The 26,705-nt window shown below is 55.0% G+C and carries 24 protein-coding genes and 1 pseudogene; 5 read left to right on the top strand and 20 right to left on the bottom strand.

Annotated elements, in window-relative coordinates:
• Positions 1-33 precede the first annotated feature (33 nt).
• The 10 genes from clpB to ACN0VM_RS08605 all read right to left on the bottom strand — a co-directional run bounded on the left by clpB (position 34) and on the right by ACN0VM_RS08605 (position 14,066).
• A complete protein-coding gene (gene clpB / locus ACN0VM_RS08650; protein ID WP_417450467.1) occupies positions 34-2,616 on the bottom strand; it encodes an ATP-dependent chaperone ClpB in 2,583 nt (860 codons plus the stop codon).
• A gap of 200 nt (positions 2,617-2,816) precedes the next feature.
• On the bottom strand, positions 2,817-3,575 hold the full coding sequence (locus ACN0VM_RS08645) for a DUF4167 domain-containing protein (protein WP_417450466.1): 759 nt from the start codon (positions 3,573-3,575) through the stop codon (positions 2,817-2,819).
• A gap of 194 nt (positions 3,576-3,769) precedes the next feature.
• Complete coding sequence (gene prmC / locus ACN0VM_RS08640) at positions 3,770-4,636, bottom strand: peptide chain release factor N(5)-glutamine methyltransferase (protein ID WP_417450465.1); 867 nt, start codon at positions 4,634-4,636, stop codon at positions 3,770-3,772.
• Positions 4,633-5,718: a peptide chain release factor 1 gene (gene prfA / locus ACN0VM_RS08635; RefSeq protein WP_417450464.1), complete on the bottom strand. Its 1,086-nt coding sequence runs from the start codon at positions 5,716-5,718 to the stop codon at positions 4,633-4,635. Before prfA ends, prmC begins: the two co-directional genes overlap by 4 nt.
• Before the next feature lie 4 nt (positions 5,719-5,722).
• On the bottom strand, positions 5,723-6,961 hold the full coding sequence (gene hisS, locus ACN0VM_RS08630; RefSeq protein ID WP_417450463.1) for a histidine--tRNA ligase: 1,239 nt from the start codon (positions 6,959-6,961) through the stop codon (positions 5,723-5,725).
• 21 nt (positions 6,962-6,982) lie between these two features.
• Entirely contained in the window at positions 6,983-8,098 is a 1,116-nt protein-coding gene (gene ispG / locus ACN0VM_RS08625; protein WP_417450461.1) for a flavodoxin-dependent (E)-4-hydroxy-3-methylbut-2-enyl-diphosphate synthase, read from the bottom strand.
• Between the two features lie 105 nt (positions 8,099-8,203).
• Positions 8,204-9,172 (bottom strand): helix-turn-helix domain-containing protein, encoded by a 969-nt coding sequence (locus tag ACN0VM_RS08620; protein ID WP_417450460.1) that lies wholly within the window; start codon positions 9,170-9,172, stop codon positions 8,204-8,206.
• A 300-nt stretch (positions 9,173-9,472) separates the two neighbouring features.
• Positions 9,473-11,680, bottom strand: a complete 2,208-nt coding sequence (gene ptsP / locus ACN0VM_RS08615) for a phosphoenolpyruvate--protein phosphotransferase (RefSeq protein ID WP_417450482.1) — start codon at positions 11,678-11,680, stop codon at positions 9,473-9,475.
• A gap of 125 nt (positions 11,681-11,805) precedes the next feature.
• Positions 11,806-12,816 (bottom strand): NAD(P)H-dependent flavin oxidoreductase, encoded by a 1,011-nt coding sequence (locus ACN0VM_RS08610; RefSeq protein WP_417450459.1) that lies wholly within the window; start codon positions 12,814-12,816, stop codon positions 11,806-11,808.
• Positions 12,817-12,836: 20 nt separating this feature from the next.
• Positions 12,837-14,066, bottom strand: coding sequence for an aspartate kinase (locus ACN0VM_RS08605; protein WP_417450458.1), 1,230 nt, complete (start codon positions 14,064-14,066; stop codon positions 12,837-12,839).
• Positions 14,067-14,245: 179 nt separating this feature from the next.
• Between ACN0VM_RS08605 and ubiG the strand changes: the two genes are divergently transcribed.
• Entirely contained in the window at positions 14,246-15,013 is a 768-nt protein-coding gene (gene ubiG / locus ACN0VM_RS08600; protein ID WP_417450457.1) for a bifunctional 2-polyprenyl-6-hydroxyphenol methylase/3-demethylubiquinol 3-O-methyltransferase UbiG, read from the top strand.
• 3 nt (positions 15,014-15,016) lie between these two features.
• Here ubiG and ACN0VM_RS08595 read toward each other — a convergent pair whose 3' ends face one another.
• From ACN0VM_RS08595 to ACN0VM_RS08575, 5 genes and pseudogenes are all read right to left on the bottom strand, one after another.
• Positions 15,017-15,469 (bottom strand): DUF1178 family protein, encoded by a 453-nt coding sequence (locus ACN0VM_RS08595; protein WP_417450456.1) that lies wholly within the window; start codon positions 15,467-15,469, stop codon positions 15,017-15,019.
• Positions 15,466-16,296, bottom strand: coding sequence for a carbon-nitrogen hydrolase family protein (locus tag ACN0VM_RS08590; RefSeq protein WP_417450455.1), 831 nt, complete (start codon positions 16,294-16,296; stop codon positions 15,466-15,468). The genes ACN0VM_RS08595 and ACN0VM_RS08590 overlap by 4 nt, the downstream gene beginning before the upstream one ends.
• Positions 16,297-16,301: 5 nt before the next feature.
• On the bottom strand, positions 16,302-16,559 hold the full coding sequence (grxC, locus tag ACN0VM_RS08585) for a glutaredoxin 3 (RefSeq protein WP_417450454.1): 258 nt from the start codon (positions 16,557-16,559) through the stop codon (positions 16,302-16,304).
• Positions 16,560-16,649: 90 nt separating this feature from the next.
• Positions 16,650-17,063, bottom strand: coding sequence for a ComF family protein (locus ACN0VM_RS08580; protein WP_417450481.1), 414 nt, complete (start codon positions 17,061-17,063; stop codon positions 16,650-16,652).
• A gap of 123 nt (positions 17,064-17,186) precedes the next feature.
• A pseudogene (locus tag ACN0VM_RS08575) lies at positions 17,187-17,360 on the bottom strand (double zinc ribbon domain-containing protein); the annotation flags it as partial.
• Positions 17,361-17,495: 135 nt separating this feature from the next.
• Here ACN0VM_RS08575 and ACN0VM_RS08570 point away from each other — a divergent pair.
• A complete protein-coding gene (locus tag ACN0VM_RS08570) occupies positions 17,496-18,326 on the top strand; it encodes a methyltransferase domain-containing protein (RefSeq protein WP_417450453.1) in 831 nt (276 codons plus the stop codon).
• 3 nt (positions 18,327-18,329) lie between these two features.
• Here the strand turns inward: ACN0VM_RS08570 and ACN0VM_RS08565 are convergent, their stop codons facing one another.
• On the bottom strand, positions 18,330-18,875 hold the full coding sequence (locus tag ACN0VM_RS08565) for a nucleotidyltransferase family protein (protein WP_417450452.1): 546 nt from the start codon (positions 18,873-18,875) through the stop codon (positions 18,330-18,332).
• A 5-nt stretch (positions 18,876-18,880) separates the two neighbouring features.
• A complete protein-coding gene (gene mutT, locus ACN0VM_RS08560) occupies positions 18,881-19,321 on the bottom strand; it encodes an 8-oxo-dGTP diphosphatase MutT (protein ID WP_417450451.1) in 441 nt (146 codons plus the stop codon).
• A gap of 99 nt (positions 19,322-19,420) precedes the next feature.
• On the opposite strand from mutT, the gene ACN0VM_RS08555 reads away from it, so the two are divergent.
• A complete protein-coding gene (locus ACN0VM_RS08555; RefSeq protein WP_417450450.1) occupies positions 19,421-19,639 on the top strand; it encodes a Flp family type IVb pilin in 219 nt (72 codons plus the stop codon).
• A gap of 9 nt (positions 19,640-19,648) precedes the next feature.
• On the opposite strand, the gene ACN0VM_RS08550 is transcribed toward ACN0VM_RS08555, so the two are convergent.
• Both ACN0VM_RS08550 and argJ read right to left on the bottom strand, forming a co-directional pair.
• Positions 19,649-19,894: a hypothetical protein gene (locus ACN0VM_RS08550; protein WP_417450449.1), complete on the bottom strand. Its 246-nt coding sequence runs from the start codon at positions 19,892-19,894 to the stop codon at positions 19,649-19,651.
• 160 nt (positions 19,895-20,054) lie between these two features.
• The gene (argJ, locus tag ACN0VM_RS08545; protein WP_417450448.1) at positions 20,055-21,299 is read right to left on the bottom strand and encodes a bifunctional glutamate N-acetyltransferase/amino-acid acetyltransferase ArgJ; all 1,245 of its coding nucleotides are present in this window, start codon (positions 21,297-21,299) and stop codon (positions 20,055-20,057) included.
• 272 nt (positions 21,300-21,571) lie between these two features.
• On the opposite strand from argJ, the gene secA reads away from it, so the two are divergent.
• Positions 21,572-24,388, top strand: coding sequence for a preprotein translocase subunit SecA (gene secA / locus ACN0VM_RS08540; RefSeq protein ID WP_417450447.1), 2,817 nt, complete (start codon positions 21,572-21,574; stop codon positions 24,386-24,388).
• A gap of 241 nt (positions 24,389-24,629) precedes the next feature.
• Complete coding sequence (locus ACN0VM_RS08535; RefSeq protein WP_417450446.1) at positions 24,630-25,463, top strand: hypothetical protein; 834 nt, start codon at positions 24,630-24,632, stop codon at positions 25,461-25,463.
• A 197-nt stretch (positions 25,464-25,660) separates the two neighbouring features.
• Here ACN0VM_RS08535 and ACN0VM_RS08530 read toward each other — a convergent pair whose 3' ends face one another.
• The gene (locus tag ACN0VM_RS08530; protein ID WP_417450445.1) at positions 25,661-26,647 is read right to left on the bottom strand and encodes a ribonucleotide-diphosphate reductase subunit beta; all 987 of its coding nucleotides are present in this window, start codon (positions 26,645-26,647) and stop codon (positions 25,661-25,663) included.
• Between the last annotated feature and the right edge of the window lie 58 nt (positions 26,648-26,705).

Raw genomic sequence — 26,705 nt, 5'->3', positions numbered from 1 at the left:
ACCCCTTTATCTGTTTATCTCGCTGGTGACCTGTTAGTCGGGCCGGGGCACCATAGTGAGTTGCCCATTCTCAACGCCTACATCAACGGTATCGCCGGGTTTCACATCACCGCGCAGGATTTTGTCGGCAAGCGGATCCTGCAGGTATTTCTGCACCGTGCGCTTCAGTGGGCGGGCACCATACACAGGGTCATAACCCGTATTACCGAGCCAGAGGCGTGCATCCTCAGACAGATCAAGTGTGATCTTGCGGTCGATCAGCAATTTCTGAAGCCGCGCAACCTGTATGTCGACGATCCCTGCCATATGAGTACGCGCCAAGCGGTGAAACAGGATAATCTCGTCCAGCCGGTTGATAAACTCGGGCCGGAACGAGCTTTTCACCACATCCATCACTTCGTTGCGCACCTTTTCAACCGGGTCATCTTCGCCAAGCTCGGCAATCAGATGCGAACCAAGGTTCGATGTCAGAATGATCATGGTATTAGTGAAGTCCACCGTGCGGCCCTGTCCGTCTGTCAGCCGCCCGTCATCCAACACCTGCAACAGCACGTTAAAGACATCCGGATGCGCCTTTTCAACTTCGTCAAACAACACAACCTGATAGGGGCGTCTGCGCACCGCTTCCGTCAGCACGCCACCTTCCTCATAGCCGACATATCCAGGAGGTGCACCAATAAGCCGGGCGACGGAGTGTTTCTCCATGAATTCCGACATATCAATACGCACCAGCGCCGTATCATCGTTAAAGAGGAAAGCCGCCAAGGCCTTCGTAAGTTCGGTCTTGCCTACGCCCGTAGGGCCGAGGAACAGGAAACTGCCAAGCGGCCGGTTAGGGTCCTGCAGGCCCGCACGCGCGCGCCGTACGGAAGCCGACACCGCTTCAAGCGCCTCAGCTTGACCGATAACACGTTTGCCCAGTTCGTCTTCCATACGCAGAAGCTTGTCACGCTCGCCTTCCAGCATTTTCTCAACCGGCACGCCGGTCCAGCGCGCAACGACACCCGCAATATCCTGATCGGTCACTTCTTCGCGCAGGAGCCCTTCACCGCCCTCGTTCGCCGCATTTTCAAGCCGTTGCTCAAGCTGTGGGATTTCGCCATGCTGCAATTGTCCCGCGCGCTCATAGTCGCCGCGGCGCTGAGCCTGCTCTAGCTCAATACGGGCGTGGTCCAGCTTTTCCTTAAGCTGCTTTTCGCCAGCTATCTTGTCTTTCTCAGATTGCCAGCGGGCGGTCAGCTCTGCCGAGCGTTGCTCAAGGTCTGCCAATTCCTTCTCAAGATCTTTGAGCCGTGCTTTAGCCCCTTCGTCCTTTTCCTTTTTCATGGCTTCACGCTCGATCTTGAGCTGAATGATCTTACGGTCGAGCTCATCGATCTCCTCGGGCTTAGACTCCGTTTCCATGCGAAGGCGCGAGGCGGCCTCATCCATGAGGTCGATAGCTTTGTCAGGTAAAAAACGGTCGGTGATATACCGGTTGGAGAGTGTCGCAGCCGCCACTAGGGCGCCATCGGTTATGCGCACACCATGGTGCAATTCATACTTCTCTTTCAGGCCCCGCAGGATCGAAATAGTATCCTCGACCGTTGGTTCCTGTACCAGCACCGGCTGGAACCGGCGTTCAAGGGCTGCATCTTTCTCGATATATTTTTTATATTCGTTGAGAGTCGTAGCACCAATGCAGTGCAATTCACCGCGTGCAAGCGCAGGCTTCAGGAGGTTAGAAGCGTCCATGGCGCCATCGGTTTTACCAGCGCCAACAAGTGTGTGCATTTCATCGATGAACAGGACAATGTCACCCTCCCCATGAACGACTTCCTGCAACACGCCCTTGAGGCGTTCCTCAAACTCACCGCGGTATTTGGCACCCGCAATCAGCGCGCCCATATCAAGCGCCATTATCTTCTTGTTCTTCAGGCTGTCAGGTACGTCACCGTTAGCGATCCGCAGGGCAAGGCCCTCAGCAATCGCGGTTTTCCCCACACCAGGTTCACCGATCAGAACCGGATTGTTTTTTGTCCGGCGCGACAGCACCTGAATGGTGCGGCGTATTTCCTCATCACGCCCGATAACAGGGTCAAGTTTACCGGCACGGGCCTTTTCCGTGAGATCCTGTGCGAACCGCTTGAGCGCATCATACGCATCCTCCGCTGAGGCTGTATCAGCAGTACGGCCCTTACGGATGTCATTGATTGCCTTGTTGAGGCCATCAGCAGTAATCCCAGCCTTCGCCAACAGCTTGCCGCCTTCACATTTCGCTGTCAGCAGAAATGCAAGCAGCAGACGCTCTGCGGTGACATATTTATCACTGGCCTTACTCGCAACCTCTTCCGCTTTGGCAAACAGTTGCGCGGTCAGAGGATCAAGGTGCAGTTGCCCCGCGCCTGCCCCTTCCACCTTGGGCAGCTTGCCAAGAATTTCCTCAACGCCCTCGCGCACCTGCGTTGGGCGCCCGCCGGCTGCGCGAATAAGATTCGCCGCCAAGCCTTCCGGGTCATCAAGCAAAACCTTCAGGATATGTTCGGGTGTGAAGCGCTGGTGTCCCTCGCGAAGCGCGAGGCCCTGGGCACTTTGGATAAATCCGCGCGTGCGGTCAGTATAATTTTCAATATTCATGTGTCATAAACCCCATGATTGTTGGTCACCCTTCGTTTGAAGCGGTTACCTGATTTAAATGTACTCAGCCGAGCGCCTCCTCAGGAGCACACTCTACAGGATTAATGTGGTGATGCTGTGCCGCTGCGGCAAGTACCGAACATAAAAAAGGCCGCCTCAAAGGCAGCCTTTTTCTAGGGCAAATTGTCACGCCTGCTAGCTTAAGCAGCAGCGTTATCCTCCGGCGACGTGGTCTCCGACGGTTTCTCGTCGCTCCCCTCTTCCACCTTTTTTACACGCGGTGCACGCTTGCGCGGTGTCGCGGGTGCAGCACGCCGGCGTTTTGGCTTTTCTGCAGCAGCCTCAACACCTGCAGCGGGAGCCACTGTACCATCAAGGTCCAGTTCAGGGTGCACTTCAACCGGCTGCTCAGCTTCCGCCGGGTCCACGGCCTGTGGTTCCGCATCGCGAGGGCGACGACCACCACGGCCTCTGCGTGGTTGTTGACGGCCTTCGCCATCCTCAGTGCGCTCGGTACGTTCTGAACTTTCCTGCCCTGCAGGATCGTTATCCCGCGCATTACCGTTGCCATTGTTACGACCTCGGTTGCGACCACGACGATTATTATCGTTGCGATTATCTTGACGACTGGCCTCCTGACCGCTGTCACGACTAGCATTGCGACCGCTATCAATCTCATTGCCGTCATCGTCATATTCGACTTGCGGGCTTGGACCACGAACATCATTGAGAACACGTTGATAGTGATCTGCAAATTGAAGATAATATTCGGACATCACACGGTCACCGGCTTGCATCGCCTCCCGTGCCTGATTTTTATATTTTTCCAAAAGCTGCTTAGGGTTACCGCGAACCTTAGGTTCATTGCGAGAATTACCGGGGCCGCCTGGCTTCCCTCCGCCTTTTCGAGACGGTGAGCGACCGCGCTGTTTGTTGCGCGCGTTTTGTACTTGTTTCATGCGAAATCAATACCAACAGTGATCAGAAATCATGGTTAAAGACAGGCACCGCCTGCCGTGCTTCCGACATCGAAATTCGACCTTTTTCGGAAATAGTCCCGCGAAACTGGCCTTCGCCTCAGTTATCTTCATCGGGGAACTTGGCTCACCCTAGCGGGCTTTTGCGCCTATTCCAAGACCAAATCATCGCAAAGTTAACTTTTTTTGCCGGACACGACGCGGGGGACACCCGCAAGATCGTCGCGCGCACGAATATCATTGAAGCCGGCAGCGTCAAATAATACCGCGACGGCCTCAGCCTGCCCGATGCCGACCTCAACAGCAAGGAGGCCACCTGCCGCAAGGTAAGCAGGTGCTTTTCGCGTAATCAGCCTGTAAGGATCAAGCCCGTCCACCCCGCCTTCAAGTGCAGATGTCGGTTCAAAATCCCGCACATCCGTCATTAGGTCTGCGATGTCAGATGCAGGTATGTAAGGTGGATTTGAAACAATGGCGTCGAAACCGTTTGCGGGCGGGTCAATATTGTCGAACCAATTACTGACAGCAAAACTCGCGCGTTTTCCCAAACCCAGCTTGTGAGCATTCCCCAACGCCAGACTGACAGCACCGTGGTTAATGTCTACACCCACCCCTAACGCGTCCTGCATCTCACTGAGCAGGCTAAGAAGAATGCAGCCCGTCCCGGTGCCAAGGTCGAGTAATGTAGCGCCGGGCGCACCCTTAAAAGCCGCTAACGTCACTTCCACCAGCGTTTCCGTGTCAGCGCGCGGGATGAGGGTATCTTGGCTTACCGCGAATTCCAGCCCCCAGAATTCCTGCCTCCCGGTAATATAGGCAACTGGCTCTCCGCCCAATCTCCGGGCCTGCAAACTAGAGAGGAGATTAAGCTGTGGTACCGTCAGCATATAACCCCGATCCGTATAGACTTTGAGCTGCGGCCATCCAAGAGCATGAGAAAGCAGTATTTCGGCATCAAGACGGGCGCATGGATTGCCTGACGCCTCGAACGCAGCCTGCATCTGCGCAAGCCGCGCAAAAGCAGTAACTGGGCTGTCGGTCAAAAGCCCGCTTCCATAGCCGAAAGTTTAGCCGACTGATCTTCAGAGATCAGGGCACCAATCACCTCCGACAGCCCTTCGCCCGCCAAAACCTGATCAAGCTTGTGAAGCGTCAGGCCAATCCGGTGGTCTGTGACCCGTCCTTGCGGGAAATTATAGGTGCGTATACGTTCCGAGCGGTCGCCAGAACCTACTTGGGCTTTACGGTCAGTCGCGCGTTCGCTGGCGGCCTTCTCACGTTCAAGATCATAAAGCCGTGCCCGCAGAATTTTCATCGCCTTGTCCCGGTTTTTATGCTGCGACTTCTCCGCCTGCACTACCATGATACCAGTAGCCAAATGTGTGATGCGCACAGCACTATCCGTCGTGTTTACATGCTGCCCACCCGAACCTGATGCACGCATCGTGTCAATCCGGATATCTTCCGGCTTGATATCAATATCCACTTCTTCGGCTTCTGGTAGCACGGCCACGGTCGCCGCACTGGTATGGATACGCCCGCCTGATTCTGTTACCGGCACACGCTGCACCCGGTGTACGCCAGATTCGAACTTCAGCTTGGCAAAAACACCCTTGCCGGACACATTCGCCATCACTTCCTTGAAGCCGCCGACCTCTGCCGGGGAGGCTGAGATCATTTCCATCTTCCAGCCCTGCCCCTCAGCATATTTTTCGTACATGCGGTATAGATCACCGGCAAAAAGTGCGGCCTCATCGCCGCCTGTACCGGCACGGATTTCAAGAATGGCGGAACGTTCATCTGCCGCATCTTTCGGCAGCAGCTTGACGGACAAGGCATGCTCCATATCCGGCAGGCGTTCCTTGAGCTCGTATAGCTCATCCTGTGCCAGCTCGCGCATCTCCGCATCATCGCCGGAAGCGGCCATTTCCTTGAGGTCTTCCAATTCGCCCCGCGCAGCCTTCAGCTCGTTCACTGCTTCCACAACGGGCCCGAGGTCCGCGTACTCGCGGCTCAGTTTGACAAATTCTTCATTCGAGAATTCGTCAGGTGTCCCCAGTGCGTGACCAAGATAATCATAGCGGTCAAGCAATTGCTGCAGGCGTTCCTCGGATACCGTTGCCATACCTTTACTCCACCACTGCTGCGCTTAGAGCGTCAAATGTCACTTGATCCTGCGTGCCCCGATCAAGGTCTTTGACAACAATCATTCCCGCCTCTAGCTCGTTGTCACCCAGAATCATTGCAAAGCGCGCATTTGCCTTGCTGGCGCGGGTCAGGCGCTTTTTCAGGTTACCGCTGCGGTCAGCAATCACGGTATAACCTTCACTGCGCAGATCTTCGGCCAAAGCAAAAGCTTTCAGCGTGGCTGCGTCGCCCATCGGCAGCATGAAGATCGGCCGAACCACCTCTGGCTCTATACTTGAAAGCATAGCAAGACGCTCAATACCGCCCGCCCAGCCAACACCAGCCACCTTCGGCCCGCCAAGCTTCTCAATGAGGCCGTCGTAGCGCCCTCCCGCAAGTACTGTACCCTGCGCTCCCAGTTCCGTCGTGATGAACTCAAACGCAGTGTGGGTGTAATAATCCAACCCCCGTACCAGTCGCTCATCGTGTTCAAACGGCACCCCCGCAGCGTCAAGGCCAGCCTTGACGACATCAAAAAACGCACGAGAGGCGTCGTTCAGATGCTCAGACATGAGCGGCGCATTTGCCACCAAAGCCTTGTCGCCATCGTCCTTGCTGTCGAGAATACGGAGCGGGTTGGTATCCAACCGGCGCACACTGTCTTCCGAGAGCTTATTCTTTTGCCCACTGAAATACGCCACAAGCGCATCTCGGTATGCATTGCGGCTTTCCGCGTCTCCCAACGTATTGAGATGCAGTATAACTTTGTCCCCAAGACCAAGTGCCGAAAGAAGGCGCCAAGCCATTGCGATCATGTCAACGTCAAATTCGGGCGTGTCCGGGCCAAGAAGCTCAGCATTGATCTGGTGGAACTGACGGTAGCGTCCTTTCTGCGGGCGCTCATAGCGGAACACCGGACCATGGCTCATCAGGCGGCATGGCAAATTCTGCTGCATACCGTTTGAGATAAACGCGCGGCAGACACCGGCCGTAAACTCGGGGCGCAAGGTCACTTCTTCGCCGCCACGGTCCTCGAATGTGTACATTTCTTTCGAGACAACATCGGAGGCTTCGCCAAGCGGGCGTTTGAACACTTCGGTAAATTCAAAAATCGGGGTGGCGAGGTCTTCGAACCCATATGAGCCTGCGACACGGCGAAACATCTCCACCACCGCATTTATGCGAAGAGCTTCATCACCATAGATATCGCGCGTGCCCCGCGCTGGTTGCAGTTTGGACACGGGAAATTCCTTTTATTTCAGCTAATGGGCGTTGGTGTTGCCGGCAGATTCAAGTTCAGCTGCTTTTTGTTCCACAAGCGTAACAATATGGTCGACAAGCTTGTCATCGGTAATTTTGTGGTCTGTCACGCCGGAAAGATAAACCATATGATTGCCCTGCCCACCACCTGTCAGGCCGATATCTGTCTCGCGCGCTTCACCTGGACCATTGACTACACAGCCAATGATTGACAGGCTCAGGGGCGTATGGATATGGGACAGCCGTTCCTCCAGAACCTCAACGGTCTTGATCACCGGGAAGGCCTGCCGTGCGCACGATGGGCATGAGACAATGCGTACACCACGGTGACGCAGACCAAGAGACTTGAGCATCTCAAAACCGGCCTTCACTTCCTCGACCGGGTCTGCCGAGAGCGAGACCCGCAATGTGTCGCCAATTCCCGCCCATAGAAGTGAACCAATACCGATGGATGACTTTACGGTGCCGCCGCGCAGGCTGCCTGCTTCGGTAATGCCAAGATGCAACGGATAGTCACACGCATCAGCCAAGCCCTGATAGGCAGCAACGCCAAGAAACAAATCTGACGCTTTCACGCTGATCTTAAAGTTGAAAAAATCGTTATCTTCAAGAATACGCGCATGTTCAAGCGCACTTTCAACCAGTGCCTCAGGGCACGGTTCCGCGTATTTTTCCAGCAGATGTTTTTCCAGCGATCCGGCGTTCACACCGATGCGCATCGAACATCCGTTTGCCTTTGCTGCCCTTACGACTTCACGCACCCGTTCGGCCGAGCCGATATTGCCCGGATTGATCCGCAGGCATGCCGCGCCGGCATCCGCGGCCTCAAGCGCACGCTTATAGTGAAAATGAATATCCGCAACGACGGGCACACCGGCTTCACGGCAAATCTCGGGCATCGCCTTTGTTGATGCCTCGTCGGGGCAGGAAACCCTGACAATATCGGCACCAGCTTCCTTGGCAGCATGGATTTGCTTGATGGTAGCAGCGGGGTCAGACGTCAGTGTGTTGGTCATTGTCTGCACCGAAATAGGTGCATCTCCACCCACGGGCACATTGCCCACCATGATCTGGCGGGATTTCCGTCTGACTATATCTCTCCAGGGGCGAATGCTCATCGCGTGCCTACACCTTTAACACCATCATTGCTTTGGTGGCGTTATACATGATGAAGCGCCTCGCCAAAAGCAAGCATTTTCAGGATTCTGTGCAGTTTACGCTTTTTAGCGCGAGCCTGTGACACTCCGTGAAGTCTGGGAGACGTCAGAGAGCAACTTTTCACCGTCCAGTGACAAACCTTCAATCACTTGACCACGTTCCCCTAACGAACTGATCTGTCGCTTGCCAACAGTAAGCTTTACGCCGCCCGCGTTACTGGTGGAGAGGAGAACGGCGCCTTCCAATAGTGGACGGTAACTCTGGCCTTCACGCAGTATTCCGGACCAGACTTCCGTGCCATCCTTTTTGGCGAGGCGTATCCAGGCATCTTCTTCGGCAGATAACAGTATATCTGTGCGGCCTTCGCCTTCATCAGTAGTTGCCATCGCATTTGCCGCTGGCAGGAATAAGGAATGGGGCAACTGCGGAACACTCGCCATCCGGCTTGCTTCCTCGCGAGCCGGGTCGGCATCTAGAATGCCATCATCCGACAGGCGTGTTACCTGCACATCCCCTACCTTCTCCGGCAGAACATGCGCAGTATCCATCCCGCCTTCTTCCAGCAGGGCCTGAACTGCCATCAACTGTGCGGTGTCCGTCGCAGGGTCGACGAGTTCACTATCTGTAAAAAACGTGAAAGGTGCCGCAGCATTGCCCATAAACGCCCACACAAGCGCAGCACCAGCAACACCGCCCAGCGGCGACAACCAGCCGGGCAATCGACGAGCGGGCTTCGCGCTTCTTTTCGCGGCAACAGACTGTACTCCAACCATCAGCGGCACAGACTTGATGCCCAGCTCGTCTTTGAAAGCGCGGACAATATTTTCGGCATCTAAGGACAGCGCCTTGGCATAGGATCTGACAAAACCGATAGTGAATGTATTGCCCGGCAATGCCTCATGGCAGCCAGTCTCAATGGCGTTGAGGTAACTTGCCCGCACACAGATATCTTTTGCAACCGTGTCCATATCCAACTTTTGGACAATGCGTGCTTCTTTTAACAGTTCCCCAACCGTTTTTTTCTCGTTCGTCATTATTATAACCGTCCCCTGCTGCTTTAATTCAAGTAGCCCCTACCCGTTAAGCAGCTAGTTTTAGTGTAGCCTCGTATCCGCTTGAATGATTCCAGCGGCCCTCGCAAACACAACAATTCAGGCTGTTTTATCGCCCCTCATCATACGACAGCCTGTGGTTGCGGCCCGAGTGTGAATTTGTCACGGTGTTATAAGACCACGTTCTAGTCAAAAAACATTTAACAGCTTGTGTCAAATAGAAACAAATTTTAATGGGTTTTTTTTGGACTTAACGGCAAAACGATACATCAGAAGCATAATTCACGCTTTAATGTCGTGGTCCCGGGCAAAATGCACCAGCGAGTCGCGAATCGAATGTTCAGCAGATTGCAGATTTGAAAACACGAATTCCCTCAGCGCCTTCAGGTTGACTGACCTGATCATCCGCTTTACCGGCCCTATAGACGTTGGCGAGATAGACAACCGGCGCAGCCCAAGTGCCACAAGCGCCATCGCCTCAATCGGCTTGCCCCCCATTTCACCGCACAGCGTCACCGGAACACCCGCATCATCACATGCCTTGAAAACCGATCGCAGAAAGGAAAGCACCGGAGGCGCCAGAAGGTCATACCTGTTGGCCAGTCTCGGATTAGAGCGATCACAGGCAAAGAAAAACTGCATCAGATCATTAGTTCCGATAGACAGGAAATCAACTTCTTGCACCAGTAAGTCCAGTTGCCATGCAAGGGATGGCACCTCAAGCATACAGCCTACCTTGACGTCCTTCGGCGGCTTCTTGTCATATTTGTGCAATCTTGCGATTTCCTTGTTCAGGATCGCTTTGCAACGACGGAGTTCCGCCACCTCCGCAATCATGGGGAACATGACATGGAGGGTCTTGCCAGCCGCAGCATACAACAACGCCCTGAGTTGGTAGCGCAAGAGCGCCGGTCGGTCGAGTGCAATACGAATTGCGCGCCAGCCCATGGCAGGGTTCTCTTCCTCGTCACGCGGCAGAAAAGGTACCTGCTTGTCACCACCAATATCCAGCGTACGGAAAACAACCGGCCGGTCGCCCGCTGCGTCCATCGCGGCAGAATAGACTTTGGTCTGTTCCTCGACTTTCGGCAGCGCGGGAGCGACCATAAACTGAAATTCTGTGCGGAAAAGGCCGATACCTTCTGCGCCGGTATTGTCCAGACTTGGCAGATCAACCAACAGGCCAGCGTTCATCAGTAAGGTGACTTTTTCACCGTCCAATGTCTCGGCTGGCAATTCTCGCTCGGCTGCATATTCAGCAAGCAATTGCTCTTGAAGTCTGAGTGTTTCTTTATAACTCTCAAGTACGTCTTCAGCGGGACGCACATAAATATGCTCTGCGGCGCTATCCACAACAACAGGTTCGCCAGCTTCCACATGGCTCAGGAGCCCGGTAACCCGCCCCAGCATTGGGATACCCATGGCACGGGCGATAATAGTCACGTGCGAAGTGGTAGACCCCTCTTCCAGCACAATGGCTTTAAGATACTGCCGGTCATAATCCATGAGCTCAGCTGGCCCCAACGTGCGGGCCACCAGCACGGCGTCTTCCGTTAACTCTGCTCTGTATTTGCTCTTGTCGCCTTGAATAATGCGAATAAGCCGGACCGCTAGATCATCAAAGTCCGCAATCCGCTCCCGCAGGTAGGGATCGCGAATCTTATACATCCGCATGCGATTTTCCTGTTGCACGCGGTCAACTGCCGCCTCGGCCGTCAAGCCTGAGGACACAGCATCCCTCATTTTCTCCTGCCAGCCACGGTCATAGGCAAACATGCGGTAGGTCTCGAGAACCTCGCGGTGTTCTCCTCCGTGCGCAAGATCGGGATGCTCGATCATTTCTTCAAGCTGCAGACGCATTTCGGCAATGGCATCCTCAAGGCGTTTGCGCTCGGTCTCCATATCCTCTGCAACGGTGCGTGTAATTTGCACCTGCGGCTGATGAAACACAGCAATGCCTGCACCAACACCCGCAGCTAATGCAAGCCCGTCAAGGGTAATCGGCTCCCCCGTCGAACCGCTATCTTCGGTGAGTTCCTGTTTGTCGACCAATTCTCCAGACGCAACCAGCTCCGCGATCACCATCGATATGGTCTGCAGTGCTTCAACTTCCTCGGGCTTGTATCGCCTGGGTGTTACGTTCTGAACAACCAACACGCCAACCACACGGCCAGTGCGCAAGATCGGCACACCGAGAAAGCTGTGGTAAATATCCTCCCCGGTTTCCGGGCGGTAGGAGAAACGAGGGTGTTGTGGTGCTTCGGAGAGGTTGAGCGGCAGGCCACGCTCCGCCACCAGACCAACAAGACCTTCGCCAACGCTCATGCGGGTCAGGTGCACGGCCTCCTCTTTCAGACCCTCTGTTGCAAAGAGCTCAAGGATTCCACCCGCCCGTGCCAGATAGATCGAACAAACCTCCGCAACCATGTTTTGAGCGATGACCCTGACAACGCGGTCAAGCCGGTCCTGTGGCTGGCCACTGCCAGCCATCACACTGTGCAGCCGCCTTAAAAGCAGTCTAGGCTGACTGACATGGTCAGGCAAAGTATCCCCCTTTTTCGTCGCTCACATGCGCCGCAGTACAGCGCAGCGCCTGCACCTCTTGAGCACAAGGCTCAGTCAACAAGATACGCGCTGGCTTGGGCAACAAGCTCTTCAATAATCGCCGCAGTTGGTTCGATCTTTTTGACCATACCAACACTTTGCCCGGCCATAACAGAGCCTGTTTCGACATCTCCGTCAATCACTGCGCGCCGCAGCGCGCCACCCCAGAAGTGCTCGATCTGCATCTGCCCTTCTTCCTGAGTGACCTCACCATCATGAAACCGGCCTACAACCGCACGCTGAGTTTCCATGAATTTTTCCGTACCTTCATTTTTAAGAGCTCGCACAGGGATAACCGGAAAACGGGCGTCCACCTGAACACTGGCGATCGCATCCCGCGCGCTGGCACGAATGAAGGCTTTTTTAAATTTCTCGTGGGCGACACATTCTTCCGCCACCACAAAACGGGTCCCTAGCTGGGCGCCGGATGCACCCATCTCAAGGTAACTGGTAATGGCTTCGCCACGACCAATGCCGCCGGCGACAAAGACAGGGACGTCAGTAATGACCGGGAGAATCTCTTGCGCCAGCACGCTTGTGGACACAGGGCCAATATGACCACCTGCTTCCATGCCTTCAATAATGATGGCATCAACGCCAGAGCGCACGAGTTTTTTAGCAAGCGTGGCTGTCGGCGCAAAACACATCAGCTTTGCGTTGAAACCCTTGATCTTGGCAATTGCATTTCCTGATGGCAGCCCACCGGCGAGCACAACATGGCTCACCCCTTTCGCACCACACACATCAATCAACGCATCAAGCGCCGGATGTAAAGTGATCAGGTTGACGCCAAAAGGCTTGTCAGTCAGCGCCCGGGTCGCGTCAATTTCTGCGGCCAGCAACTCAGGGGTCATCCCTCCACAGGCGATAACACCAAAACCACCTGCGTTCGAAATAGCAGAGACAAGGTTGCGCTCTGACACCCACGTCATGGCGCCACCAAGGATAGCGTATTTACTGCCGAGAAAATCTGTGCCGCGTTTCCACAGCGCGTCGAGCCGCTCCAAACCTTCGTCCGCCATTGCTATCCCTTCAACTATCGTTACGCATTCACTGCTGCGTCGAGACCATATGCACTATGAAGGGCACGTACTGCAAGCTCGGTGTACTCAGCATCAATGATAACGCTGACTTTAATTTCCGAAGTCGAGATAACCTGAATATTGATACCTTTGTCCGCCAGGGTATCAAACATTTTGGAGGCAACGCCTGCGTGGCTGCGCATGCCCACGCCTACGACAGACACCTTTACCACGTTGCCATTGTAGACAAGATCCCGAAAATTCAGCTCTTGCTTCTTGGACTCAAGCACCTTGACTGCCCGCGCCAAATCGTCTTCAGGCACCGTGAAGGTGACATCTGTTGACGTGCCGTTCTCGGACGCACTTTGCACGATCATATCAACGTTGATATTGGCCGCCGCCAGCGGGGCAAACAGGTGAGACACCTGACCCGGGCGGTCTTCAAGACCCACAACGGTTACTTTTGCTTCTGCGCGGGAATATGCAATTCCGCTGACTACTTCCTGTTCCACGATTTCGTCCTCACCAACAACGAGCGTTCCGGGTTTATCCTCAAAGGAAGACAGTACCTGCGTGCGCACGCCATACTTCATGGCGAGTGCGACGGAACGTGTTTGCAATACTTTGGCCCCAAGCGATGCCATTTCAAGCATCTCTTCATATGTAATTTTATCCAGCTTGCGCGCCCGCGGCACAATACGGGGGTCGGTGGTGTAAACACCATCAACATCGGTATATATGTCACACCGGTCCGCCTTGATCGCCGCCGCCAGCGCGACAGCAGACGTATCAGACCCGCCACGCCCCAGTGTCGTAATACGGCCATCATCTGCGATGCCCTGAAAACCGGCGACAACCGCGACACGACCACCTGAAAGGCAGTCCTCAAGGGTCTTGGTATCGATTTCCTCGATGCGGGCGGCACCGTGCACATCATTGGTGCGTATGGGCACCTGCCAGCCCAGGAAGGATCTTGCGGGCACACCCAGATCTTGAAGGCATATCGACAACAGGCCGACGGTAATTTGTTCCCCTGCGGCAACCACGGTATCATATTCCCGCGCATCATGCAGCGGCGCGGCGGCGCGGCAAAACTCCACGAGCTGGTTTGTAGTGCCCGACATCGCGGACAATACCACCACCACCTCATGGCCGTCAGCCACGGCCTTGGCAACCCGGTTAGCCACGTTGCGGATACGGTCGACATCGCCGACCGACGTACCGCCAAACTTTTTAACTATGCGTGCCATTTGGTATTTCGGCCCTCGCTTGAGTAAGAAGGTCTGTCAGTTTGACGCAAGCGCCTTGACCCGAAAGCCATCAGCGTGCGTATTGAAGTGCAGCGCGTAATTGTTTAAAGGCTGGCCAGCGCTCGCGCAAGCGCTCAAAATGGCCAAAAGGTTCGAAAAGCTTACGGGAAACAAAAGATATGCTGAATGACGGCAATAAAATGGCCGAAGGCGCAACGGTGAACGAAGACGAGGTAGCCTTCTTTGCCCGCATTGCCGACAGCTGGTGGGACCCCAAAGGTCCGTTCAAGCCACTTCATATCCTCAATCCAACGCGGCTTGGTTATATCCGGCAGGAAGTGGAAGCCCACTTTGGCCTTGCAAGCGACCTCATCAAGCCTTTTGAAGGCTATCGCCTGCTGGACATTGGTTGCGGTGGCGGATTAATCACGGAACCCATGGCCCGGCTTGGTGCCGATGTGGTCGCCGTTGATGCCGCCGAAAAGAACATCAAGACCGCTAGTCTGCATGCGGAACAAAACGGCCTGAAAGTCGACTTCCGTAACACCACCGCCGAAGCGCTTGCAGAGGCAGGGGAGCAGTTTGACATCATCGTCAATATGGAAGTGGTGGAACATGTGGCCGATGTCGATGCCTATCTGGCAGCCTGCTGCGCGCTGCTGAAACCCGGCGGCATCATGCTACTGTCAACGATCAACCGCACAGCCAAAGCTTACCTGTTCGCTATTGTAGGTGCGGAACATGTCTTGCGCTGGCTACCGGTGGGTGCGCATGACTGGAACAAGTTTATCAAGCCGGTCGAGCTTGCGAATGCCTGCCACCGCGCGGGGTTCGAAGCCGGGAAGGCCACAGGTTTTGTGTTTAATCCGGTTACACAGAAATGGCGGCTTTCGGGCAGTGACACCGGCGTCAACTACGCGATGACGGCGACGAAACCGAAAAGTTAGAAATCAGGCGTCCTTGCGGCTGTTGCCGGGCAGCGGCACAATCTCGATGCCTTCGTCGACAAGCGACTTTGTTTCTTCAAGCGTGCTTTCGCCGTAGATACCGCGCTCATCCGCTTCGCCGTAATGGATTTTACGCGCTTCCTCGGCAAACTGGTCGCCAACATAATCGCAGTTTTTCTCCACATGGCTCCTCAGCTTGGCAAAAACCTTCTGCGCTTCTTCCACCAGTGCGCCAAGCTTGGCGTCATCCTTGTTCTGCACCATCGGGGCGGTTTCTGTCCGGCTGTTACCCTTGGCGCCCACATTAGGGGCCATCGGCGCCTTCGTGACGTCCGTCGCACCGCAATAGGGGCATTCCACGATGCCCGCATCGCGCTGTTCCTCGAAGGCTGAGGATGATTTGAACCAGGCTTCGAAGCGGTGGTTCTGAGGACATTTGAGGTCAAATACGATCATGAGTGGTCACTATACTTTATTTCAAAGCCGCGTGTGTGTTTCAGCGACGGGATTTTTTGCCGCGCTTCTGCAGCCTTTGCAAGGTCTATATTCACGTAGGTGATACCAACCGCGCTGCCCCCGTCCGCCAGAACATCGCCCCACGGGCCAACGGCAAGGCTGTGGCCATAGGTATCGCGCCCCGTGTCATGGTGGCCGGTTTGAGCCGCAGCCAGCACAAAAGCGCCTGTTTCGATAGCGCGGGCGCGCAAAAGTGTGTGCCAATGCGCCTCCCCCGTGGGCTTGGTGAAGGCCGCCGGCACAAGCATAATATCGGCGCCCGCCTCCGCCATTGCGCGGTAAAGATACGGAAACCGCAGATCATAACAGACCGAAAGCCCAAACGTGCCGATCGGTGTTTTTACCACTTGCGCCGTTCCACCCGGCTTGTAGAGCGTGCTTTCGCGGTAAACCTCACCACCACCCAAGTCCACATCAAACATGTGTACTTTATCATACCGCGCTGCAATCTCGCCGCCGGGGCCAATAAGAAAGCTCCGGTTCGCCAGGCGGTCATCTGCAACCTTGGTGATAAGCGAGCCGATATGCAGCCAGACCCCTAGTTCAGACGCAAGCGCGCGGAACCGGGCCAAGCCGGGATCATCACCCTCATAAAACACCTTATCCAGTACCACCTTGCGGCTCATTTCCATCAGGTGTGTGGTCTCTGGCGTGCTAATAAATACAGCACCGCCGTCAGCGGCTTTACGAACGAGTGCTTCGGCCGCATCCACCGCAGGCTGCAGTTCATTGCCGGTATTTAGTTGAATGAGGGCAGCACGCGGCATATGGACTACCCTGCCAGCAGCGGGTCAAGCCCACCGCGGGCATCCAGCGCATAAAGTTCATCGCAGCCGCCTACATGGGCGTCCCCCACCCAGATTTGCGGCACCGTATTAACACCACCCGCTTTCTCGCGCATTTCACGCCGTGCCTGCGGGTTCATGTCCACGCTGATTTCGCGAAAAGCAACTCCCTTTTGCTGAAACAGCGCCTTTGCGCGGTAGCAATAAGGACACATACCCGAACTATACATTACAACACTTGCCACATCTGGCTCCTCTACTCGGTTCGCCTCCTATGTAAGGCAAAGTGCCCATGAGTTAAAGAGGCAGAACGTTTGAGCCTACATACAACCGGCCTAACCTGAGGGGCCCATGACCCGCGCGAACACGACAAGTCCCACCTCTTGCGCACCAGCCCGCTTCAGCGCGTGCGCACAGGCGGATGCGGTGGCCCCGGTTGTCAGCACATCGTCCACCAGGAGCACCCGCCGGTCGCATACCCGCGGCACGACCGCCGCGCCAACGCGGAAAGCGCCATCAACATTGCGTTTCCGACTTTTCCGGCTGAGCGTGCCCTGACTGGGAGTCGGCCTGTGCCGACGCAGCAGAAAGGGGTCCAATGGCAACGACAGGATGCCCGACAAAGCACGAGCCAGCAGCTGTGACTGATTGAAACGTCGCGCGAATAACCGCCGTGGATGCAACGGTACAGGAACAACGACATCCATACGCGGCTGGCTGGCAACAGCACCGGCCATCATACGTGCCATCGCAGGCACCCCGGAACCTTCCCCTCCGTACTTGAGACCCAGAATAAGCCCCTTCGCCTCATCCTCATATAGAACCGCTGCCCGGGCCCAATCAAATTTTGGGGGCTCCCGCATGCAGGCACCGCATGTCGCTTCAGTCAAGTCGCCAGCGGCGAAGGGCAACCCACAACAAAGGCATAACGGTGGTGTTATCGGCTGTAGCAGCCCCCAACAGTTGCCACACAAGTGGCCATCAGCCTCAATCCGCGCTCTGCATCGGGGACAGCGAGGCGGCAGCAGAAAGTCCAACGCTCCCATACCCACCCGTTTAATGCTGTTGCCAATCATCTGCATGAATTTAACCCTAGCAGGACACACCCGTCAGCACCATATGCCAACCTCATACAGAACAAGCTATTGCAAGCCGCCAACCGCTCGCTTAAGGAATGGCCCATGACCAGCCCGCAAAAACCCGATGCGCTTTTTGATATGAACGCCGTGCTCACAAACGCGGCGCGGGGCCGTGTCATGGGTAGTGAGTATGACTTTTTACGCCGGGAAGTGGCCGACCGCATGCAGGACCGGTTGATGGACATCAACCGGCGTTTTGAACATGTACTTGATATCGGTGGTCGGTCATTTGTGGAAGGCGCAACAAGTGTTGAACTGCCGACAGCCAATGCAGCACTGGATGCGGTGCCCGCAAGCCATGATCTGGTGATTTCAAACCTCAGCATGCACTGGGTAAACGACCTACCAGGCCTGATGGTACAGGCAAATCATGCCCTGAAGCCGGACGGACTTTTCATCGCTTCGCTTTTTGGTGGCGATACCCTGCATGAATTGCGACACGCGTTGATCGCGGCAGAATCAGAAGTTGTTGGCGGTGCAAATACCCGCGTCATTCCTTTCGCGGACGTGCGTGATCTTGGCAGCCTGCTGCAACGCGCCGGTTTTGCCCTTCCTGTTACCGACATGGACACCATAACAGTGACTTACGAGCATCCGCTGAAATTACTGCAGGACCTTAGGGGCATGGGGGAAGCGAATGCCATGACCACCCGCAGCCGTAATTTTCTGCGCCGTGATGTGCTGATGCGGGCATGCGAGAGATATACCGCCAAATATGCTGGGCCTGATGGCCGTATCCCGGCCACGTTTCAGGTACTGTATATGACCGGCTGGCATCCGCATGAAAGCCAGCAGAAGCCGTTGAAACCCGGCAGCGGCAAAATGAACCTCGGCGACGCGCTTAAGGCAGGCAAACCGCCAAAGAAGCCGTAATAATCAGCCACCCGCAACCGTAAGATCGGGCCAGCGCTCCAGCCAGCCTTTCTGCCTTACCCGCGCATGAAAGATGCTGATATCTCGCGCGGCAATGGCAGGCGTTGGCCGAAGCACATGCCCCATGAGATCACCGAAACCAAATGGGGCGATTATCTCCAGCCTGTCGTCCATATTGAAGCGGGCCGCCACCCCTGTTGCAGTTTCCGGCCAATGGGACAAGGCGTCCGCCAGATCAGCATATGGCGGATCACCGGCTGGCACATGCATACGTGCCTGATTGCGTACCTGCCAGATATAACCCGGCGCCACGGTTCTTAACGCGTTCTCGTATCGGGATTCCGATTCTCGCGACCGGTCGGTTGTATCAAAATAAACCACATCTATGTCACCGCCGCTGTCGTTCGGTACACGGCCGTAATGCCTGTCCCATACCAGATTGCGGATAAGCCCCGCGGCCACACAGGCACCGACAGGCGCGTGGTGTTTCACTGCCTCAAGAATTTGGACAACATCTCGGTCTGCCAGTAAAATGTCTTCAAGTGCCATTGCGCTCAAAAGAAATCCCGCAACATGGCAACAAGAGGTTCATCTGCGGGGGGCATGGTATAGGCACCAAGGTCGCGAATTTTCACCCACTTGGTTCGCTGGCCTTCCATTCCTTGCACAAGTCCTTCCCACTTCCTGCACACATAAAGCGGCATCAGCAGGTGAAACTTCTCATAGGAATGGGAGGCAAAAGCAAAGGGAGCGAGGCAGGCGGCCGTTATGTCGATATCCAGTTCTTCCTTGCATTCGCGGATAAGCGCGGCCTCCGGGATTTCACCTTCCTCAACCTTGCCGCCGGGAAATTCCCACATGCCAGCCATGGATTTACCCGCAGGCCGTTCGGCAATCAGTACACGCCCATCTATATCGATCAGCGCAATGGCAGCGACCAGCACGGTTGGCAGGCCAGCATCAACTCTCACATTCGGTTCGGGACAATCCATCATGACGCCAACGGGTAACGAGAGTTTTAGCCAAATTCAAGCTTTAACCGATTGTTTATGATTGAGCCACAGGCTGCAGATGAGGCAAGCGGAGTTGAGGACATGAATTATAGAGTAAGCGGCAAGATCGCACGGCGTCAGCCTGGCACCCTGTTCAGACTTATGACCAATTTGGAAGGGGCCACCGCAGTAGAATATTGCTTTATCGGCGCGTTAATCGCAGCTGGTCTTGCGGCTGGTATCGGCACATTGTCAGACACCGTACTCAGCATATTCGAGATGCTGGGCCCCGAGGTCGATGCCGCCGGTGATGGCGGCTAGGCGGCGCGCTTACGAAAATGCTGCTTCGCGGTAACCTTCTTCCTTGCGCGAAACGCGGGCAGACGACTTGTCATTGTCTGTAACCGTCAGACGATCATTGATCACCCGGCGCGCACGCGTCACTTCACGCTGCATATATTCCAGTTCCGCCAGCTTTTCGGCACCCTCGCCCGAATAACGGCCCAGCGCCTCGGCAAGAGCGGTATCAAGCTCATTCAAAAACTTTAGTTGCAGTTCCAAATTTACAGTTGGCATATCTTCTCTCCGGCAACTCGCTTCTCAGCCACGACCCGGTAAAGGCGATGCATAAGATGTGCCAAAGAAAAATGTTATATATTTCAATACATTGAACACAGGCAACAAAAAGCCCGGCAGCTTTAGCCGGGCTTTCTACTGTACATGCGGCAGTTACCGCCTAGCTGCGATAATCTGCGTTGATGCGGATATATTCATATGTCAGGTCACAGGTCCAGACGGTCGAGGACCCTTTACCAACTCCGACATCAATGCGGATATCAATCTCCTGTCCCTTCATATGAGCAGCCGCTTCAGGTTCGCTGTAGCGTGGGTGTACAGCCCCTTTATGCGCTACGTGCTGCCCACCGATCCAAATCTGCAGTTTGTCTCGCTCTGCCGCTTCGCCCGATTTGCCAACCGCGGCCACAAGACGACCCCAATTGGCATCCTCACCAGCAATCGCCGTTTTTACCAACGGGCTGTTGGCAACGGATTTGCCGATCGTACGTGCCGCAGCGTCACTTTCCGCGCCTTCGATGGTAATCGATACAAATTTGGTCGCGCCCTCGCCGTCCCGCACAATTTGCTGTGCAAGGTCGATCATCAGCTCGTCAAATTTGACGCGAAAGTCCGCGAGCCGCGGGTCATCAGGGTCGTTGATCGGCTCATACGCCGCACCAACCCCGGTTGCCACCGCGATACAGGTGTCGTTGGTGGACGTATCACTGTCCACCGTAATGCTGTTAAAACTGCGGTCCGTCGCGTCCGACAGCAGCTTTTGCAAACAATCATGGGTAAGCGCTGCGTTGGTAAAAACAAAACCCAGCATCGTTGCCATGTCAGGCGCGATCATGCCTGAACCTTTGGTGATACCGGAAATAACCACCGGGCGGCCTTCAACCGTAGCGACCCGGCAACACCCCTTAGGATATGTGTCCGTCGTCATAATAGCGCCTGCTGCCTCCCGCCACATGGCCCCGGACATACCGTCGTAGATGCGCGCCAAAGGTTTTTCAAACAGGTCACCATTCAGCGGCACTCCAATCACACCGGTTGAACACAGCAGCACCTCCTCTGGCACGCAGCCAACGGTCCGCGATGCCGCATCGGCAGACTTGACCACCGCTTTCATGCCCTTCTCTCCGGTGAAGGCATTAGCGTTACCCGCATTCACAACAAGGGCCCGTACTTTGCCGCCGGTTTTCGCCAAGGTCTCGCGGCACCAGTCTACCGGTGCAGCAGGTGCCTTTGATCGCGTGAACACGCCAGCGGCGACAGAGCCTTCATTGAAAACCGCTAACAGCAGGTCTGGTCGTTCCCTTTTACGGAACCCGGCATACATGGCGCCCATCTCAACGCCGGGGACAGGTAATAGGTTGGGAAAAGTGGCTGGTGCCAGCGGGGATATCTTAGACTCGGCCATTTATGTCATCCGTGGTCATGAAGTTGAAAGAACATATTGCTCATATAACACCGCAGCTGCAAGAATTGCACATGCATTATGGTCATTTGGCAGCGGATTACCCCAGCCCAGTTGACAGACGGCAAGCAGATACTTATCTGTGCCTGCAATCCTGTAGTGACAAACTGCATATATTAATAAAGTCATCCAATTGCTGTTTTGCGGAACATTTTTATCAGGTCTGCCGTCAAGACAACACCGCGTGACCAGGAAGGGCAGACCAGGGAAACATTATGCTGGGACTTAATTCACTCGCCAAAAAGATCTTCGGTTCGGCGAACGACCGTTACCTTGCGAAACTCACGCCTAAAGTCGAAGCGATCAACGCGCTTGAGGCCAACTATGAAAAACTCTCCGACGAAGAGTTAAAAGCCAAAACCGGGGAATTCAAAAACCGGCTCACGGCAGGTGAGGGGACTGACGACCTGCTTGTTGAGGCTTTCGCCGTGGTAAGGGAAGCATCCAAACGCGCACTGGGCCTGCGGCACTATGATGTGCAGCTCATTGGCGGCATGGTGCTGAACGACAACAGCATCGCCGAGATGAAGACCGGTGAAGGTAAAACCTTGGTCGCCACGCTCGCGGCTTACCTCAACGCCCTGCCCGGCAAAGGTGTGCATGTTGTCACCGTCAACGACTATCTGGCAGAACGTGATGCCGCATGGATGAGTAAACTATACGGGTTCCTTGGCCTGACCACCGGCGTCATAGTGCCCGGAAAATACGATCAGGAACGCCGTGAAGCTTATGCCTGTGACATCACATATGGCACCAATAACGAACTAGGCTTCGATTATCTGCGCGATAATATGAAGTCGCACAGGGACGAGATGGTCCAACGTGCTTTCCACTACGCCATCGTCGATGAAGTAGATTCGATCCTGATTGATGAGGCGCGCACACCGCTGATTATCTCTGGCCCCACCGACGACAAATCGGAGCTTTACATCTCCATCGACAAGATTGTCGCGCAACTCGGCGAAGGCGATTATGAAAAGGACGAAAAGTCCAAACATGTAGCGCTGACGGAAGATGGCACCGAACGGGTTGAACAAATCCTGCGTGATGCCGGCATGCTTCAAGGCGACGATCTCTACGATTATGAGAACACCGCCATCGTGCACCACGTGGACCAGGCGCTGAAAGCGCACACCATGTTCGAACGTGACACAGACTATATCGTCAAGGGCGGCAAGGTCATCATCATTGATGAATTTACTGGCCGTATGATGGAAGGCCGCCGCTACTCAGGTGGCCTCCATCAGGCGCTTGAGGCCAAGGAAGGTGCCGAGATCCAGCCGGAAAACCAGACACTGGCCTCCATCACATTCCAGAACTATTTCCGCATGTACCCCAAGCTTTCGGGTATGACCGGTACGGCCGCCACTGAAGCCGAGGAATTTGGCGACATTTACGGTCTTGGCGTCGTTGAAATACCGACCAACGTGCCGATCCAGCGCGTAGACGAGCATGATGAGTTCTATCGTACCGCCAAGGAAAAATTCGACGCCATCGTGCGGGATATCGACGAAGCCCAGAAAAAAGGCCAGCCGGTCCTTGTGGGTACGGTCTCCATTGAGAAATCTGAAGTACTGTCAGCCTTCCTGAAAGAGAAGAAGATCAAGCACCAGGTGCTCAACGCCCGTTTCCACGAGCAGGAAGCGTCCATCGTGGCGCAAGCTGGCCGTCTGAATGCGGTCACCATCGCCACCAACATGGCGGGACGCGGCACCGATATCCAGCTTGGCGGTAACGCCGACATGCGGATTGAAGAAGAAACCGCAGGCATCGAGGACGAAACCGGAATCAAAAAAGCGGCGGAGCGTATCCGCGCTGAGGTTGCTGAGGAAAAGCAAAAGGTTATCGAGGCTGGTGGTCTCTATATCGTTGCGACCGAACGGCACGAAAGCCGCCGTATCGACAACCAGTTGCGCGGCCGTTCCGGTCGGCAGGGTGACCCGGGCCGTACCAAGTTCTTCCTGTCGCTTCAAGATGACCTGATGCGTATCTTTGGTCCCGAGCGTATGGATAGTATGCTTGTGCGCCTTGGTATCGAAGAAGGTGAAGCCATCATTCATCCGTGGATCAACAAAGCGATTGAAAAAGCTCAGCACAAGGTGGAAGCTCGCAACTACGATATCAGGAAAAACCTCGTCAAATTTGACGATGTGATGAACGACCAGCGCCGCGTCATCTACGAACAGCGCCGTGAAATCATGGACGCAGAAGACGTTGCCGAGACCATCAAGGACATGCGCGCTGATGTGGTTGACCATATCACCGAAAAAGCCATCCCGGCAAAATCCTATCCCGAGCAGTGGGATATTGACGGTTTGCAGGAAGATGTGCGGACCTATCTGGGGCTCGACGTCGATGTCAAAGCCTGGGCTGCAGAAGAAGGTGTCGATGACAAAGTGATCATCGAACGTCTGGATAATGCCGCTGAAAAACACCTTGCATCAAAGGCGGCCAAATATGGTCCGGAATTCTGGCGCGGCATTGAAAAAAGTCTGTTGTTGCAGGTTGTGGATCAGGAATGGAAAGAGCACCTGCAGAATCTTGACCACTTGCGTCAAGGGGTTAGCCTCAGGGCATACGGTCAACGCGACCCGCTGAACGAGTATAAAACGGAAGCCTTCACGCTGTTTGAAGCCATGCTTTATCACATGCGTGAAAATGTCACCCAGCTTCTATGCCGTATTGAGTTGGCTCCGCAGACCGACCCTGCAGAACTGGAACCTAAAAGCCCAAAGATTGTGCAGGAAAGCCACCCGGCGCCTGACTCAGCGATAGGTAGCGGCCAGAGCAGCGGTGCGTTTGACTCTAACGACACCAGCACTTGGGGTGATGTACCACGTAATTCCCCCTGCCCTTGCGGGTCAGGTGAAAAGTTCAAACATTGCCACGGCGACGTGCGTATGACAGGCATGCCGGTCCCCGGCGCCCAAAGCAGCCAGAGCGCCAGTAACCCCTATCAGGATGTCGGACGGAATGACCCGTGCCCCTGTGGGTCCGGCAAAAAATTCAAGCATTGTCACGGCCAGCTATAAGCTGCATGGCATAACCGAATCAAAAGCCCGCGCACTTCGGTTCGCGGGCTTTTTGTTGATATGCGACAATGAGGTCAGCGCGAAATCACACAACATCAAAAGAAATGGTACACCGCCATAAAGTTTTAAAATATAAGGGTTTATTCCTACCGCGTTCATGAACGTTAAGTGAACGCGAAGCTCAGGCTTGGCTCAGCGAGCTTCATCTATTGTTGCATTATCAACAGCGGAGGAAGCCAAGATGAAACCACTGAATGCGATACGCACCGCCACAGCCAGCGCAGGTTTGGCCATGCTGGCGACCACAGCCTCGTTTGCCGACCCTACTTATCACGGAAGCCATGACGGCGCTGAGGGCTATGCACGGTCTGTTGCTTTTCGCCATGATAATCCGGTCAAGATATTCGTCGATGTCGACACACGCGAAAAACGCCCCAGTGATGAGCGGTTTCAACAGCAGACAGAGCAAGCCATGCGCCACAACCTGCCCGGTTATGTACGCCTTGTGAACAATCCACGCCAAGCCGACATGACTGTTCATGTTAGAGAGCAGGATTTTGACCTCGTGTTCCGGGTCGTTGATCGCGACCGCAAAGATGACCGCTACAAACGTGTCAATCCTCGCACCGGCAACCATTGCGGCCCGCTATATAAGGCTTCTTACACGGTTGTGAAGGAACGTGCAGAGGTAACCGCGCACTATACGGTCCGTGTTCAAACAGACGGCGTTGGTCGTGACCGGGAACGCATAGTGGCCAAGGCAGGCACCTATATGACCTATGGCGAAAACCTGAGGGCTCACACACGCTGCACAGCCGAACCCACAAACAGATTTCCCAACAATCGGGTGGTCGCGCTGTTTAAAAACAACAGCAAAGCCAACCGGGCTCATATGGCGCAACAAGTGCGCAGCGAAACCGCAATTGACCTGGGTCATGAGTTGGCCGAAGAGATCGCAAGCAACGTGAACGAATATTACGCATCGCTTGCGATCCGCTACGCCCACGGCGGGTATTACGGCAATCCTTGGAAAGACCGTAATAACCACAAGACAGCCCACAACTGGTGGGACTGATGCACGCTACCGATCCCCTCATGACCTGAGACCCTGAGGGGAACCCGGACCGGTCACTCCTCCTCGCTGTAACCGGTCCGGGAAGCGCGCAACTTCATGCGGCGGTGCTCCCTCGGGCGGCGTTCATATAAAAAGCCCCGAGCCATATGGCGCTCGGGGCTTTTTTATCTCTAGTGCCGGTCAGGTCGGTTCTGCGCCTATTCGAACGCCTCGTCCCATGATCCCTGTGTCGCCGCTTTGGAGTATTCCGTCGCACGGTTCTCGAAAAAGTTGGTGTGTTCCACCGCATTCAGCATGCTGTCGAGCCATGGCAACGGGTTGATGTCGATGTCATAAAGGCCATCGAGATCCAATTGGTCCAGCCGACGGTTGGCGATATAGCGGATATACTGCTTCACTTCCTCGGCGGTCAGGCCCTCAATTGGCCCCATGCCAAACGCGAGGTCAATGAAGGCATCCTCATGCTCAACGATCGTGCGGCACGCTTCGGTGATCTGCGACTTCAGGTCCTCATCCCAGATTTCCGGGTTTTCGCTGACCAACGTCTTGAACAGCTTGATAATGCTTTCGCAGTGCAGGCTTTCATCCCGCACCGACCAACTGATGATCTGCCCCATGCCCTTCATTTTGTTGAAGCGCGGGAAGTTCAGCAGCATAGCAAAGGAGGCGAACAGTTGCAGACCTTCAGTGAAGGCACCAAAAACAGCAACCGTCAGCGCAGTCGACTTGAGATCATCCACATTGAATTGCTGCATATAGTCGTATTTGTCCTTCATCTCTTTATAGTGAAGGAAGGCGGAATACTCAGCCTCTGGCATGCCAAGCGTATCAAGCAGGTGGCTATAGGCGGCAATGTGAACAGTCTCGATATTCGAGAACGCTGCCAGCATCATCTGCACTTCGGTGGGTTTGAACACCCGTGTGTAATGCTTCATGTAGCAGTTGTTCACCTCGATATCGCTTTGCGTGAAGAAGCGGAAAATCTGCGTCAGCAGGTTCTTCTCGCTGTCACTAAGCTTGCGGGCCCAGTCGCGCACATCTTCCGCCAGCGGCACCTCCTCCGGCAACCAGTGAATTTGCTGCTGCATCAGCCATGCTTCATACGCCCAAGGATACCTGAACGGCTTGTAAACATGTCGTTCTTCCAGAAGTCCCGTAAGCTGCTTTTCACCGGTCTCGGCCATTTTGCCCCTGTCTCCACGCTTTCGAATGCATTGAATACTGACGTCCAAGCCCGCCAGC

The organism is Kordiimonas sp., from assembly GCF_048260245.1.
In the GTDB taxonomy this organism is placed as follows: Bacteria; Pseudomonadota; Alphaproteobacteria; order Sphingomonadales; family Kordiimonadaceae; genus Kordiimonas.
This window is presented reverse-complemented; position numbering and strand designations above follow the sequence as displayed.

What these genes read in the sequence shown, in the direction of transcription:
- ACN0VM_RS08590 (WP_417450455.1), bottom strand. Translation starts at nt 16,296, where the DNA reads ATGCCGCGTGCTGCCCTCATTCAACTAAATACCGGCAATGAACTGCAG.
- ACN0VM_RS08610 (WP_417450459.1), bottom strand. Translation starts at nt 12,816, where the DNA reads ATGGCGGACGAAGGTTTGGAGCGGCTCGACGCGCTGTGGAAACGCGGC.
- ACN0VM_RS08580 (WP_417450481.1), bottom strand. Translation starts at nt 17,063, where the DNA reads ATGGCACGTATGATGGCCGGTGCTGTTGCCAGCCAGCCGCGTATGGAT.
- ACN0VM_RS08595 (WP_417450456.1), bottom strand. Translation starts at nt 15,469, where the DNA reads ATGATCGTATTTGACCTCAAATGTCCTCAGAACCACCGCTTCGAAGCC.
- clpB (WP_417450467.1), bottom strand. Translation starts at nt 2,616, where the DNA reads ATGAATATTGAAAATTATACTGACCGCACGCGCGGATTTATCCAAAGT.
- prfA (WP_417450464.1), bottom strand. Translation starts at nt 5,718, where the DNA reads ATGGCAACGGTATCCGAGGAACGCCTGCAGCAATTGCTTGACCGCTAT.
- secA (WP_417450447.1), top strand. Translation starts at nt 21,572, where the DNA reads ATGCTGGGACTTAATTCACTCGCCAAAAAGATCTTCGGTTCGGCGAAC.
- ACN0VM_RS08565 (WP_417450452.1), bottom strand. Translation starts at nt 18,875, where the DNA reads ATGGCACTTGAAGACATTTTACTGGCAGACCGAGATGTTGTCCAAATT.
- ptsP (WP_417450482.1), bottom strand. Translation starts at nt 11,680, where the DNA reads ATGGCTGGCAGTGGCCAGCCACAGGACCGGCTTGACCGCGTTGTCAGG.
- argJ (WP_417450448.1), bottom strand. Translation starts at nt 21,299, where the DNA reads ATGGCCGAGTCTAAGATATCCCCGCTGGCACCAGCCACTTTTCCCAAC.
- ACN0VM_RS08620 (WP_417450460.1), bottom strand. Translation starts at nt 9,172, where the DNA reads ATGACGAACGAGAAAAAAACGGTTGGGGAACTGTTAAAAGAAGCACGC.
- ACN0VM_RS08550 (WP_417450449.1), bottom strand. Translation starts at nt 19,894, where the DNA reads ATGCCAACTGTAAATTTGGAACTGCAACTAAAGTTTTTGAATGAGCTT.
- ACN0VM_RS08605 (WP_417450458.1), bottom strand. Translation starts at nt 14,066, where the DNA reads ATGGCACGCATAGTTAAAAAGTTTGGCGGTACGTCGGTCGGCGATGTC.
- ACN0VM_RS08535 (WP_417450446.1), top strand. Translation starts at nt 24,630, where the DNA reads ATGAAACCACTGAATGCGATACGCACCGCCACAGCCAGCGCAGGTTTG.
- ACN0VM_RS08570 (WP_417450453.1), top strand. Translation starts at nt 17,496, where the DNA reads ATGACCAGCCCGCAAAAACCCGATGCGCTTTTTGATATGAACGCCGTG.
- ACN0VM_RS08555 (WP_417450450.1), top strand. Translation starts at nt 19,421, where the DNA reads ATGAATTATAGAGTAAGCGGCAAGATCGCACGGCGTCAGCCTGGCACC.
- ACN0VM_RS08645 (WP_417450466.1), bottom strand. Translation starts at nt 3,575, where the DNA reads ATGAAACAAGTACAAAACGCGCGCAACAAACAGCGCGGTCGCTCACCG.
- ispG (WP_417450461.1), bottom strand. Translation starts at nt 8,098, where the DNA reads ATGAGCATTCGCCCCTGGAGAGATATAGTCAGACGGAAATCCCGCCAG.
- mutT (WP_417450451.1), bottom strand. Translation starts at nt 19,321, where the DNA reads ATGATGGATTGTCCCGAACCGAATGTGAGAGTTGATGCTGGCCTGCCA.
- ACN0VM_RS08530 (WP_417450445.1), bottom strand. Translation starts at nt 26,647, where the DNA reads ATGGCCGAGACCGGTGAAAAGCAGCTTACGGGACTTCTGGAAGAACGA.
- ubiG (WP_417450457.1), top strand. Translation starts at nt 14,246, where the DNA reads ATGCTGAATGACGGCAATAAAATGGCCGAAGGCGCAACGGTGAACGAA.